10 protein-coding genes are annotated in these 13,958 nt (G+C 59.0%); all 10 read left to right on the plus strand.

The window, feature by feature from the left end; all coding sequences use genetic code 11:
- Positions 1-4: 4 nt before the first annotated feature.
- A complete protein-coding gene (locus tag K8I01_09015) occupies positions 5-1,864 on the plus strand; it encodes an ATP-binding cassette domain-containing protein (GenBank protein ID MBZ0220555.1) in 1,860 nt (619 codons plus the stop codon).
- Between the two features lie 563 nt (positions 1,865-2,427).
- Positions 2,428-2,838: a universal stress protein gene (locus K8I01_09020; protein ID MBZ0220556.1), complete on the plus strand. Its 411-nt coding sequence runs from the start codon at positions 2,428-2,430 to the stop codon at positions 2,836-2,838.
- A gap of 54 nt (positions 2,839-2,892) precedes the next feature.
- A complete protein-coding gene (locus K8I01_09025) occupies positions 2,893-4,383 on the plus strand; it encodes an MFS transporter (GenBank protein MBZ0220557.1) in 1,491 nt (496 codons plus the stop codon).
- 246 nt (positions 4,384-4,629) lie between these two features.
- Entirely contained in the window at positions 4,630-5,040 is a 411-nt protein-coding gene (locus K8I01_09030; GenBank protein ID MBZ0220558.1) for a universal stress protein, read from the plus strand.
- Positions 5,041-5,116: 76 nt separating this feature from the next.
- Entirely contained in the window at positions 5,117-6,652 is a 1,536-nt protein-coding gene (locus K8I01_09035) for an MFS transporter (protein MBZ0220559.1), read from the plus strand.
- 255 nt (positions 6,653-6,907) lie between these two features.
- Positions 6,908-7,354, plus strand: a complete 447-nt coding sequence (locus tag K8I01_09040) for a hypothetical protein (GenBank protein MBZ0220560.1) — start codon at positions 6,908-6,910, stop codon at positions 7,352-7,354.
- A 219-nt stretch (positions 7,355-7,573) separates the two neighbouring features.
- Entirely contained in the window at positions 7,574-8,149 is a 576-nt protein-coding gene (locus K8I01_09045; GenBank protein MBZ0220561.1) for a hypothetical protein, read from the plus strand.
- A gap of 4 nt (positions 8,150-8,153) precedes the next feature.
- Positions 8,154-11,882, plus strand: coding sequence for a nitrate reductase subunit alpha (locus K8I01_09050; protein ID MBZ0220562.1), 3,729 nt, complete (start codon positions 8,154-8,156; stop codon positions 11,880-11,882).
- Between the two features lies 1 nt (position 11,883).
- Entirely contained in the window at positions 11,884-13,404 is a 1,521-nt protein-coding gene (gene narH, locus K8I01_09055; protein ID MBZ0220563.1) for a nitrate reductase subunit beta, read from the plus strand.
- A 9-nt stretch (positions 13,405-13,413) separates the two neighbouring features.
- Positions 13,414-13,956 (plus strand): hypothetical protein, encoded by a 543-nt coding sequence (locus K8I01_09060; protein ID MBZ0220564.1) that lies wholly within the window; start codon positions 13,414-13,416, stop codon positions 13,954-13,956.
- The last annotated feature ends 2 nt before the right edge of the window (positions 13,957-13,958 follow it).

Raw genomic sequence — 13,958 nt, forward strand, 5'->3', positions numbered from 1 at the left:
ATAAATGCTCAAGGTAAGCGGGCTTGCCAAATCGTATGGCGGGCAGGTCCTTTTCGAGGACGTCAATTTCACTGTTTCACCCGGCGAAAAGGTCGGCATTGTAGGGAGGAACGGCCACGGCAAAACCACCCTTTTTAAGATAATTCTGGGGGAAGTCGACCCGGACGAGGGCGGCGTCTCCTATCCGGGGCACTTCAGGATAGGCCACCTATCGCAGAGGCTGAGTTTCCAGAAGCCGACCGTCCTGCAGGAGGCCGCCTCAGGGCTCCCCAAGAACGAGGACTGGATCGACGAGACCTACAAGGCGGAGACGGTCCTTGCCGGCTTGGGGCTAAGAGAGGAGCTTTTCGAGGCGAGCCCCCATGCTCTTTCGGGCGGCTACCAGGTGAGGCTCAACCTCGCGAAGGTGCTGGTCTCCGAGCCGGACGTGCTTTTGCTTGACGAGCCCACTAATTACCTGGACATACTCTCGATGAGGTGGCTCAAGCGGTTTCTGCGTGACTGGAACGGCGCGCTTATGATGATAACCCACGACCGGGACTTCATGGACGGCGTGACCACCCACACCATGGGCATACACAGGGCGCGCGTAAGGAAGGTCTCGGGCCCGACCGGAAAGCTGTACTCACAGATACTCAGGGAAGAGGAGGTCCACGAGCAGACACGCGAGAACGACGAGCGTAAGAGGAAGGAGACGGAGAAGTTCATCTCGAGGTTCAGGGCCTCCGCGACAAAGGCCAGGGCCGTGCAGTCGAGGATAAAGGCCCTGGAAAAGAAGGAGAGGCTTGAGAAGCTCGCCGATATAAGGGAACTCGACTTCTCCTTTAACGAGGCGCCCTTTCCGGGCAAGTACCTCCTCGAAGCCAAAGACCTCTCGTTCGGCTTCGGCGGCGGCCCGCTACTCGTAAAGGACTTGAGCTTCGCGCTCGCGAAGGGAGACCGCGTCGGCATCATAGGGAAAAACGGCAGGGGTAAGACGACGCTCTTGAACCTCCTTGCCGGCGAGCTCGCGCCGCTTAGCGGCACGGTCGCCAGAAGCCAGAACACCAGGATGGCCTACTTCGGGCAGACGAACATAGACAGGCTCAACCCTCAAAAGACCGTCGAAGAGGAGGTCCTCTCTTCGCACCAGGACTTAAGCCGCGGCGCCGCGAGGAAAATATGCGGGGCCATGATGTTCGAAGGTGACTCCGCCCTGAAGAGGATAGAGGTCCTCTCGGGCGGCGAAAGGGCCAGGGTGCTGTTGAGTAAGCTCCTCGTCAGCCCCGCGAACCTCCTTCTGCTTGACGAGCCCACGAACCACCTTGACATGGAATCGGTCGACTCCCTCATAGAGGCGGTCGACGCGTTCTCAGGAGGGGTGCTTATAGTAACGCACAGCGAGCTCGTGCTTAACTCGCTGGCGACGAGGCTTATAGTCTTCGACGGCGAGGCCGTATCGGTATTCGAGGGCTCCTATGCCGAGTTCCTCGAGAAGGTCGGATGGGAGAGCGAGGCCGTCGAGGAGGTAAAGGCGGTCTCGGCGGCGCGCGGCGAGAGGCCCGTAAACAGGAAAGAGAAGAGGAAGCTCAGGGCCGAGATTGTATCCGAGAAGGGCAGGGTACTCGGCCCTATCGAGAAGAGGATAGCCGAGGTCGAGGGTCTCATCGTCGCGCTCGAGAAGGAGGCCGAGCAGGCAAACCAGTCCCTCCTCCTTGCATCCGAGCGCGGGGACGGAGAGGCGATCTCAGCGCAATCGAGGTCCTATCACGGCGCGCGCCAGAGGATAGACGAGCTCTTTGACGAGCTCGAATCCCTTACTATCGATCACGAGTCCAAGGCAAAGGAGTATGAGAGGCGCCTCCGGGAGACCGAGCTGGAATAATGGGGGGCGCCCGCTTTTATTGGCAAAGGAGTGAGCGGCCAAAAACTTTATAACTCGCTTATCAGTATCGCCGGCCCGATACCATCTGCCGCGTTGAGAACCCGCCGTAACACCTCGCATTTACCCTCCCAGCAATGTTACGAGTCCGTAACATTGCTCTTATGCTGCGATTTTTAATGGAAATTTAATCTTTTTGCGATTAAGGTCTGCTGGCCTGATCTTGAAGTGTTACTTCCTGGTAACATCGGTCTGCCTTCGGCGTCCTGCCCAGTCGCGGTCTTGTCCGTAAATTTATATTTTAAATCAATGGGTTCTGGTGGAAACGCCTGCTCCCAACCCTTTTGGTATGCATATTGCTAAATATGCTGATAGGTGGGCATTTATTGTATTGCGCTCTGGAATGAATCAGTCAGGCCGTTCACACCGGTCAGGGGCGGTCGACAAATCTCGCGAATGCAGGGGGAAAACATGGATATCAGGCCGAATGACCGCTACCCGCCTCCGGGAGACCGGTTTTTAATTGCAGTTGGTCATAAGCCAATAGCAGCCATACCGGAGGAGATATGAAGATACTGTTCTGTCACGACGGCTCTGAAAACGCTCAAAAGGCGCTGGATAAGACCCTGGACCTTTTCAAGCTCGCAAAACCGGAAGTAGTCCTCTTGATGGTCGTCGAGGGGGCCCGCGACGCCAGCATGGAAAACGAGGAGATATTCGAGAAGCAGCGCTCTGATGGGCATGATTTCCTCATGAAGACCGCAAGGTACATAACCGGCAAGGGTTTCGACGTGGACGTCATCCTCGCGAACGGCGATGCCAGGAGGATGATAATCGAGACGTCCAGGAACAAGCAGCCAGACATCATGGTAGTATCAAAGCGCGGCGGCGGCATCCTTGACAACATGGTGCTCGGAAGCGTGAGCGCGTATGTCGTCCGCCACGCCAAGTGCCCGGTCCTCGTACTTCATACATAGGCTCCGTATAAACACCAAGCCGTAGCAGAAGAGAAAAGCAGGAGGTAGCGGATAATGCAAGTATCAGATCTCTTCAAATACAAGAACCCTGAAATAAAGGCGCTGCATCTCACCTGGATAGCGTTCTTCATCTCGTTCTTCGTATGGTTCAACATGGCGCCGCTGGCCACCACCATGATGAAGAGCCTCGGTTGGCTCACTATGAAGGACGTGAAGATCCTGGCAATCTGCAACGTGGCCCTCACCATCCCGGCCCGCCTCATAACCGGCATGGCGCTCGACAAGTTCGGGCCGAGGAGGGTCTTCTCGGTCCTCATGGTCATTATGGCCATACCGGCCCTGGTCTTCGCCTTCGGGAACTCCTTCGCGCAGCTCCTGGCCTCGAGGCTGGTCCTCAGCTCCATAGGCGCGAGCTTCGTCGTCGGCATCCACATGACGGCCCTCTGGTTCAAGCCCAAGGACATAGGCTTTGCCGAGGGCTTCTACGCGGGCTGGGGCAACTTCGGCTCCGCGGGCGCGGCCATGACCCTCCCGTACATCGCGCTTTATCTCTTCGGCGGCGCCGAGGGATGGAGGTACGCCCTTGCCGTGAGCGCCATCATAATGGCGGCCTACGGAGTCTTCTATTGGTTCGCCATCACCGACGGCCCGGCTGGCAGCATACACAGGAAGCCCAGGAAGGTCGCGGCCCTCGAGGTAAGCACCTGGGGCGACATGGTAAAGCTCCTCATATCGACCGTCCCGATGGTCGGCATACTCGTGATACTGGTCTGGAGGATACAGAATTCGGGTTACATGGGCGCGGGCTGGGCGTATGTCTGCTATCTGGTCATTGCCGCTATCGTCATATGGCAGCTTATACAGGTGCTTCTCGTAAACATCCCGATACTCAAGAAGGGCGTGCCCGAGGACGATAAATACCCCTTCAACAGCGTCCTGGCCCTCAACACCACCTACTTCGCGAACTTCGGCGCGGAGCTCGCGGTCGTCTCGATGCTCCCGGCCTTCTTCGAGCAGACCTGGACATTGTCCGCGGCGCAGGCCGGACTCATCGCCTCTTCCTTCGCTTTCGTGAACCTCTTCGCAAGGCCGCTCGGCGGGCTCATATCAGACAGGTTTACGAGCAGGAAAGTGGTCATGATGGTCTACATGTTCGGCATAGCTTGCGGCTTCTTCTTCATGGGCCTCATGGGTTCGTCGTGGCCGCTCGTGCTCGCGGTCATAGTGACCATATGCTGCTCGGTCTTCGTGCAGGGGGCCGAGGGCGCGACCTTCGGCATAATACCCTCCATAAAGAGGCGCCTTACCGGTCAGATATCCGGCATGGCAGGGGCCTACGGCAACGTCGGCGCCGTCTTCTATCTCTTCGTCCTCACCTTCGTTTCCTCGAAGCAGTTCTTCTTCATAATATCAGCCGGCGCTTTCATAAGCTTCGTCTTCTGTCTCGTGTTCCTCAAGGAGCCCGAGGGCGGCTACTCTGAAGAGTACCACCTCTCCTCGGTCGACAAGGAGATAGAGAAGGAGATGGGCGGCCTCGGCCACTAAGGCTCTATTCCGGAACTGCGCGCGGGAGCTATCGGCTCCCGCGCGTTTTGCCGGGTTCCGCGGCGGGCAGTTTTCTCTGGAAGAGCGGAACGGGATTCGGCATAATCCGGCAGTGGCCCCGGGCATCGTTCCGGTCGGAACCTGCGGCTTGGCGGGCCGGCAAGAGTCCGCCTTTTAAAAGAGCCCCGGCGTCCTTCCACCCTGATGCTTTCGGTCAGCCGCAAATACGGACCAGGGAGGGATGATATGAAAATAATGTTCTGCCATGACGGCTCCGAGAGGTCCAAGGCCGCCCTTGAAAAGGCCCTCGGCCTCTTCAAGCACCTGAGCCCCGAGGTCTTCCTCATCACGGTCGTCGAGGAGCCGCTTGACGCGACGAGCCACGACGAGGAGAGCTTCGAGAAATGGCGGGCCACGCGCGAGGAGGACCTGCAGGAGGCGGCCAACCGGGTCGTCGAGCACGGGCTTGACGTTGACGCGATACTCGCGATAGGCGACCCGAGAAAGATGATCATCGAAGCCGCGGAGAACAAGAACCCCGACATCCTGGTCGTGGCGAGGCGGGGCGCCGGCCTTCTGGAAAGCATGGTCCTCGGGAGCGTGAGCTCGTTTCTCGTCCGCCACGCCGAGTGCCCGGTTCTCGTCATCCATTCATGAGGCGCTGATAAACGGGCCTCGATTAACTAAGAGCCGCTGGGACAGCCTTTGAGGGCGGCCATGATTATGAATTCGTATGGGCGCTAACCTTTACAGCCAGTTCGGCTTCAGGGACCTTTTCGATCTCAAGCGGGCCGACACCGTCATACTCCACAAGACCTGGTTCGCCTTCTTCCTTACCTTTTTCGTCTGGTTCAATATGGCCCCGCTCGCTACCACCATTGCGAAAACCTCGGGCCTTACGATGGAGGAGCTTAAGCTCCTTGCCGTCTGCAACGTGGCCCTTGCGGCCCCGGGCCGCTTCATCATGGCGGGCCTTACCGACAGGTTCGGCCCCCGGAAGACCCTTACGCTCATCATGGTCGCCATGTCCGTACCCTGCCTCTCATTCGCCTTCGCCGGCTCATACGGCCAGATGCTCGTCTCAAGGCTCCTCCTGGGCATGGTGGGCACGGGGCTCATGGCCGGCATACACATGACCTCGCTCTGGTTCAGGCCCAGGGACATAGGGTTCGTGCAGGGCGTGGAGGCCGGCCTCGGGAACTGGGGCTCATCCATCGCGGCAATGCTAATGCCGGTTCTGGCCCTTAACGTATTCGGCTCATGGAGGCTCGCCGTGGCCGTGAGCGGGGCCTTGATGCTCATCTATGGGATCTATTTCTGGTTCACCGTATCGGACGGTCCAGACAGCGCGTTCCGCCGGAGCCCCGGCAAGGGCGCGGCCATTGAGGTCTCCTCCTGGGGCGACCTAATAGTGGCGCTCCTATGGACCGCGCCCATAACAGGCGTCCTCGCTCTCCTGGTCTGGAGGGCGGAAGGCATGGGCTACATAGGCGGGGAGATTGCCGCTATCGCGTACGCCCTCATAGCCGCCGCGGTCCTTTACCAGATGGTCCGCATCGTCAGCTTGAACCTCCCCATGCTGAGGAAGGGAGTCCCCGAGAGGGACCGGTACAGGTTCACCGACGTTGGCGCCCTGTGCCTCTCTTATGTCGCCACCTTCGGCGCGGAGGTCGCGGTGATATCCATGCTCCCGGCCTTCCTCCAGTACGGGTTCAGCCTCACGCCGCAGCTTGCGGGCCTACTGGGCGCGGCCTTCGCGTTCCTCAATATCTTCTCGCGGGCGCTCGGGGGATATATCACGGGCAGGATGCCGGCGAAAAGGGGCACCATGCTCGTGTACCTGGCCGGGGTGGCCGTAAGCTTCAGCCTCATGGGGCTCATAACCCCGGAATGGCCGGTAATTTCCGTGCTCGTATTAATGCTGATATGCGCGCTCTTCGTTACCGGAGGGTGCGGCATAACATACGCCATAGTGCCGCTCATAAAAAGGCGCATGACGGGCAGGATATCAGGCTATGTCGGGGCATACGGGAACGCAGGCGCCGTAGTTTTCCTGGTCGCCTACACATTCGTGGATGAAAGCCAGTTCTTTTATTTGATAGGCGCGGCTGCCCTTTCAGCATTCCTTTTCTGCCTCTTTTTCATGAAAGAGCCTGCAGGGGCCTTCTCGAAAGAATACCAGCTTTACTGTGTCGGTAAGCGCTCTGCGGAAGGGGGGCCCGGCCGGGCTTCCGGGGTGAAGTCGCCTTTTGCGGACCGGGGCGCCTGAGGCGTGGAAAAACCAGTCCATTGCAGACGTTTTCTGGATGGACATTGCGGAAATAATGTACTATAATCCGACGCATACGAATAAATTCAAAAAGAGCGAAAAAAGGCTGGACAGGTGTGGCGCATTCTGGTATTTTACGCCTACTCAGCTTCATACAAACACGAAGGTTCTGATGTCCAAGGGCTCGAAGGTCTTTTGCATAGTCCGCGTGCGTCCTGACAGGGGGGACTCTGAACGGTTTTGGAGGACTCAGGGTTGAGTCACAGGATCAGAAAAGAGCTTAAACGCCTCTGCCAGTGTCTCTTCTACGCGGCCGCCGTGAGGGTGCGCCCCGCGGCGACGATGAATTTCGATTCAGGCAAAATGGCCGTCGGCATATCATCCGAGCTCCCCGCCGAAAGCCGCGCGGCCAGGCCGCAGGAGAAGAAGGGCGGGCGCGCGCTTGAAATCGTGGGCATTATCATCGGCTCGCTCCCCATATATCCGGAAGGCTCCAATACGGTAAGCGCTATCGAAGCGTTCGTCTCCAAGCTCAGGGAAGAGGCCGTCGATTTCTGCCAGAGGGAAAATGCCGCCGAGAGGCCGGCCATACCCTGTTTGAGCAGGAACGCGAAGGCGTCAAGGAGCGCCGGCCTCGAAGACCTGAAGGTCATGCTCAATCTCGCCAGAGGCAACCTCGAAGAAGCAATCCCCGCCTCTTAATTTATTCAATCCATGCCGATCCGGAAAGGCCCTGCCTCCGTAACAGGGTCCGCTCCCGGGCCGCGAGGCCCCGGCTGCGGAACAGGACGGAGGAATCCGGAACGGGTACATGGTGGACATACAGGAACAAGACTGTTTTTTCAAAGGCTGCAGAAAAAAACAGAGCAAGCAGAAGCAAAGGAGGTGTAGGGTATGGATTTGAGGAGTTGTAAAAAAATCATGTTAAAAGGACTGCAGCTCGGGTTCGCGCTGAGTCTCGTAGCCGGTGTCGTACCGATGAAGGCGGCCGCTTTCGAGGGCGCCGTTGCGGGCGATGCCGCCGCAGTCGAGAACGCAGAGCCGGGAGATCCTTCCCTCGGTAAGATGTACTTTACCGGCGAGAAGCAGTTCGCTAGCGGCGCCCCGCCGTGCATATCCTGCCACAACGCCGGAGTGGGCTCTCTCGGCGGAGGCGTCCTTGGTCCGGACCTGACCAACGTGTACGCCGACGAATCGAAGAACCCCCTTCTGAACGCGGCATGGATAAACGCCGGGTCCCCGGTAATGGCGCCGGTCTTCAGCAAGAGGAACGTCACTGACGAAGAGGTCTCGCACCTGAGGGCGTTCTTCGCAGAGCAGGCCAATGTCGAGGCAAAACCGGCCCCGACCGGAATCTTCACCATCGTAGGCATAGGCGGTTTCGTAGGAATACTGATTATCTTCAATATAATCTGGAGCGGCAGGTACAGGAACAGGAATAGAGGCACCGCCCACGATGCCCTGTGGAGAAACTACGGCGGAAAAGGAGGGAGGTAATTAGATGGCTACCTGGATTCAAGATGAGATAAACCCCGGTAAAAGGGGTTGGGAAGAATATTACAGGAACCGTTGGCAGTATGACAAGACCGTGAGGTCCACCCACGGCAACAACTGCACCGGCGGCTGCTCCTGGATGGTCTACGTGAAGGACGGCATCATCACTTGGGAGCTGCAGGCCGTAGACTACCCGAAGCTCGAACAGTCCATACCCCCGTACGAGCCCAGGGGCTGCCAGAGGGGCATTTCCGCCTCCTGGTACGTTTACAGCCCGGTCAGGATCAAGTACCCCTACTGCCGCGGCGTGCTCCTCGACGCCTGGAAGGAAGCCAGGGCGAAACACTCCGACCCGGTCGACGCATGGAGGTCCATAGTCGAGAACGCCGAGCTCCACAAGAAGATCAAGTGGTCCAGGGGCAAGGGCGGCTTCCGCAGGTTCGACTGGGACACCGCCGCCGAGATAATCGCCTCGGCCCATATCTACACCATAAAGAAGTACGGCCCGGACAGGATAATCGCCTTCTCCCCCATCCCGGCCATGTCGCAGATAAGCTACGCTGCCGGCGCCCGCTACAACCAGCTCATAGGCGGCGTGCACCTTAGCTTCTATGACTACTACACCGACCTCCCGAACGCCGAGCCCGAGGTATGGGGCGAGCAGACCGACTCCTGCGAGAGCGCGGACTGGTACAACACCGGCTACTGCGTCATAACGGGCGCCAACCCGAACATGACCAGGACGGCGGACTGCCATTTCGTCTCCGAGCTCCGTCACGGCGGCGCCAAGCTCGTCGTGTGCGCGCCCGACTACTCTCAGGTCACGAAGTACGCCGACAACTGGGTGCCCCTTAAGCCCGGCTCGGACTCCAACTTCTGGATGGGCATAAAGCACGTCATCCTTAAGGAGTTCTTCGTAGACAGGAAGGTGCCGTACTTCGAGTCCTATGTAAGGCAGTTCACCGACCTCCCGATGCTCGTCAAGCTCCAGAAGGGCAAGGACGGCTGGGAGCAGGGCAGGTTCCTCCGGGCGTGCGAACTTTCCGAGTACGATGGCGAGGACAACCCCGAGTGGAAGTTCGCCATGTGGGACGAGATCACCAACAAGGCCGTGATAGTCAACGGCTCCATGGGCTACAGGTGGCCCAAGGACCATCACAGCCACGGCAAGTGGAACCTCCTCCTCAGGGAAGCGAAGACCCAGAAGAACATAACCCCCTCGCTCACGCTCCTCGACCACAAAGAGGACGCGATAGAGGTCAACTTCTACGAGGTCGACAAGCCCGAGAAGTACAAGAGGCAGGTGCCCGTAAGGTACGTGCAGACCAAGGAAGGCAAGGTCGCCGTCACGACGGTATTCGACTTGAAGATCGCCCAGTGCGGCGTCGCGAGGAAGGGCCTTTCCGGCGACTACTGCAGGAACTACGACGACGAGAGGGGCTTCTCGCCGGCTTGGCAGGAGAGGTACACCGGCATAGGCCGCGACACCATCATCCAGATAGCCAGGGAGTTCGCCTCCAACGCGGAAGTGACCAAGGGCCGCTCGATGATCATAACCGGGTCGAGCTACAACCACTGGTACCACTCGAACCTCCTCTACAGGACCGCGATGGACGCGCTCATGCTCTGCGGCTGCGTCGGAAGGAACGGCGGAGGCCTCCAGCACTACGTCGGCCAGGAGAAGCTCGCCCCGTTCGATTCCTGGGGCCAGATAGCCCACTCGCTCGACTGGTACAGGCCGCCGAGGCTCATGAACAACCCGAGCTTCTGGTACATCAACACCAACATGTTCAAGTTCGACGGCGCCATAGCGGACTACCACAACGTCCCGGACAAGAACGCGCTCGAGTTCGAGCACACGGTCGACTACAACGTCAGGGCCGTAAGGCTCGGATGGATGCCCTGCTTCCCGCAGTTCAACAAGAGCTCAATAGCCGTCTGCGAGGAGGCCCAGAGGGCCGGCGCGAAGTCCGACGCCGAGATAATCGACTACGTGGTGAAGCAGCTTAAGAGCGGCTCCCTCGAGTTCGCGATGCAGGACCCGGACGCGCCGGAGAACTGGCCGAGGGTGTGGTTCATATGGAGGGCTAACGCGCTCGGCTCTTCCGCCAGGGGACAGGAGTTCTTCTTCAAGTACGTCCTCGGCACCCACAACAACCTCATCGCCGAAGAGGTCGCCAAGCCCCACGTGAAGGAGATGAAGTACAGGGAGTCCCCGCTCGGGAAGCTCGATCTCCTCGTGGACCTCAACATGCGTATGAACACCACGCCGACGTACTGCGACATCGTGCTGCCGACGGCCCACTGGTACGAGAAGGAGGACATCAACACCACGGAGCTTCACTCCTTCGTCCACCCGATGGGCGCGGCCGTGCAGCCGAACTGGGAGGCCAAGAGCGACTGGGAAGCCTTCAAGTTCATGTCGAAGAAGTTCTCCGAGATAGCGAAGAAGCACTTCCAGAAGCCGGTCAAGGACATCATCATGTCCCCGCTCATGCACGACACGCCGGGCGAGATAGCGCAGCCAGCCCTCGGCGGCGTCAAGGACTGGAAGAAGGGCGAGTGCGAGATAATCCCTGGCAAGACGACCCAGAGCTTCACGGTCGTCGAGAGGGACTACGCCAACGTGGACAAGATGTACACGGCCGTAGGACCGCTCCAGAAGGGCAAGTACGGCTTCCACGGCGTAATGCTCGAGGGCAAGGAGCTCTACGAGGATTACCTGAACCAGGAGCACGTCGAGAAGAAGGACGTGAACGGCCAGAAGCTCATCTCCCTCGAGACTGCCAAGGACGCCGCGAACTTCGTCCTCGCCTTCTCCGGCACTACCAACGGAGAGGTCAGCTTCAGGCAGTGGTGGGAAGAGGAGCACCACACCGGCCTCACGAAGGACGACTACCTCGAGGCGAGGAAACAGGCCAGGGCGGTCCATCCGGGAATCAAGTACCTCATCCCCGACGAGAGGTGCCACGGTCTCGCTCACGAGATGGCCAGCGGCAACAGGAACGTCTCGATGACCTACGACGACATAGTGGCGCAGCCCAAGAGGTGGCTCACCAGCCCGCTCTGGACCGGTGACACCAGGAGGGGAAGGGCGTACGGCACCTGGACCATCCAGACCGAGCAGCTCGTGCCCTGGAGGACGCTCACGGGACGTCAGCACTTCTACCTCGACCACCCGGTCTACCTTGACTTCGGCGAGGCACTTTCGACCGCCAAGTACAGGCTGAACCCGGCCAAGATGAACGAGGTCGAGAAGTCCGACAGGACCGACGCGCTCCACCTGAACTACATCACCCCGCACAGTAAGTGGGCCATCCATTCGACCCACTACGACAACCTGAGGATGCTCACCCTGTCCAGGGGCGGAAACTCCATCTGGCTGAACGACAGGGACGCCGAAAGCGTGGGCATCAAGGACAACGACTGGGTAGAGGCCTACAACGACAACGGAGTCTATGTAAGCCGCGCGGTCGTCAGCGCCAGGATCCCCTCGGGCAGCTGCTTCGCCTACCATTCACAGGAAAGGACCGTGAACATTCCGAAGGCGGAGCAGAGGAACAAGATCAGGGGCGGATTCCACAACTCGCTCACCAGGCAGAGGCTCAAACCTCAGCTCCTGACCGGCGGTTACGGGCAGTTCTCCTACGGCTTCAACGCGTGGGGCCCGATCGTCGTCATCAGGGACACGACGGTCTTGGTGAGAAAAATGAGAAACCAGGAGGTGAAGTGGTAATATGGATCTCAGAGCGCAGCTTTCAATGAGCTTTCATATGGATAAATGTATCGGCTGCCACACCTGCAGCGTGTCCTGTAAGAACGTCTGGACATCGCGCAGGGGCGCCGAGTACATGTGGTGGAACAACGTCGAGACCAAGCCCGGCGCCGGCTACCCCCTCACCTGGGAAGACCAGGAGAGGTACAGGGGCGGCTGGGAGGTCTCGGGCGGCAACCTGAGGCTAAAGCTCCTCAAGGGCCCCGGCAAGATAAGGACGCTGGCGAACATATTCTTCCAGCCCAACCTGCCGACGATAGACGACTACTACGAGCCGTTCACCTATGATTATCAGAACCTCTTCAACGCGCCGGCCGGCGATGACCAGCCCGTTGCGAGGCCGAAGTCGCTCATCACCGGCGACTTCATGGAAAAGATAATCATGGGCCCGAACTGGGACGACGACATGGGTGGATCGCCGCTTTACGCGGCGAACGACCCGAACCTCAAGGGGCTTTCGGAGTCGCAGAAGGAGATGCTCACCAAGTTCCACAAGCTCTTCTTCTTCTACCTCCCGAGGATCTGCAACCACTGCCTAAACCCGGCTTGCGTGGCCTCCTGCCCGTCAGGCGCCATCTACAAGAGGGGAGAGGACGGCATAGTCCTTATCGACCAGGACACCTGCCGCGCCTGGAGGTTCTGCGTGAGCGCCTGCCCGTACAAGAAGCCCTACTACAACTGGGCGAACGGGAAGAGCGAGAAGTGTATCTTCTGCTATCCGAGGACCGAGACCGGCCAGCCGAACGCCTGCGCGCACGCGTGCACCGGCAGGATCAGGTTCGTTGGAGTGCTCTTCTATGACGCCGACAGGATAGAGGAAGTCGCGAAGACCCCGGACGAGAGGCTCGTGGACGCGATGAGGGACATAATCCTCGACCCGAACGACCCGAGGGTCATCGAAGAGGCCAAGAAGCAGGGCATCGACGAGAACTGGATAGTCGCAGCCCAGAACTCGCCGGCCTACAACCTCTTCAAGAAGTGGAGGATAGCGCTCCCGAACCATCCGGAGTTCAGGACGGTGCCGATGAACTTCTATCTGCCGCCGCTCTCTCCGGTCCTCCACAGCGCGAAGGCCGACAACGGCGGCCTCTTCGACTCCGAGTCCGTCGAGTTCTTCTACTCGCTGGACAAGATGAGGATACCCGTAAGGTACATGGCGAACCTCCTTTCCGCCGGCAACGAGCAGGTGGTCATCGAGTCGCTGAAGAAGCAGATGGCCGTAAGGCTCTGGGTGCGCCAGCAGAGGGTTGGCGACGTGGGCGAAAGCGCCGCGAAGGCGGCCCTTTCCTCAGTAGGCCTCACGCCTGAGGACGCGTTCGAGATATACAAGCTCGTCTCGCTCGCCACGTTCCAGGAGAGGTTCGTGATACCCGAGACCCACCGCGAGACGCAGTCCACCATCGACCCCAGGACCATGTACGAGAAGAGGGGCACGGTCGGCTTCGGCGCGAAGAAGCAGGAAATCGTATCGAGGCAGTGGTAAAGGGAAGCGATGGCAACGAAGCACCTGTATACGCATCTGGCCGGGCTGCTTGAGTATCCCGGAGAGGATATAAAGCTCAGGACCGAGGAGTGCATCAAGGCTCTCGAAGGGTTTGAGAAATATCCTCCCGAGGCGCTCGATGAGATGAAGAAGTTTCAGAAGGACCTGGAGCACATCCCCCTGGACGACCTCCGGGGGGTGTACTCCTACACCTTCGAGCTCACGAGCGACTTCACGCTGGACATGGGATACCACATCTATGACGGCTTCAGGAGATCAAGCAGCCTTGCCACCATCAAGGGCATGTACGCGCAGAACGGCTTCCCTCTCGATGAGTATTCGAAGGGCGAACTCCCCGACCATCTCCCGGTCATCCTCTACTTTCTCGGCTTCACGGAAAATGAGGAACTCGTAAAGGACTTCCGGGAGAGCTTCCTCGTAAGGGCGATGGAGAAGCTCCAGAAGAACTTCGAGAAGAACAGAAAGAATCTTTACTGGCACCTCATCAATGCCGTCTACAGAATTATAGATAAAGACGTAAAAGGAGGCTAAGA

Source organism: Deltaproteobacteria bacterium, from assembly GCA_019912665.1.
Classification (GTDB): Bacteria; Desulfobacterota; GWC2-55-46; order GWC2-55-46; family GWC2-55-46; genus UBA5799.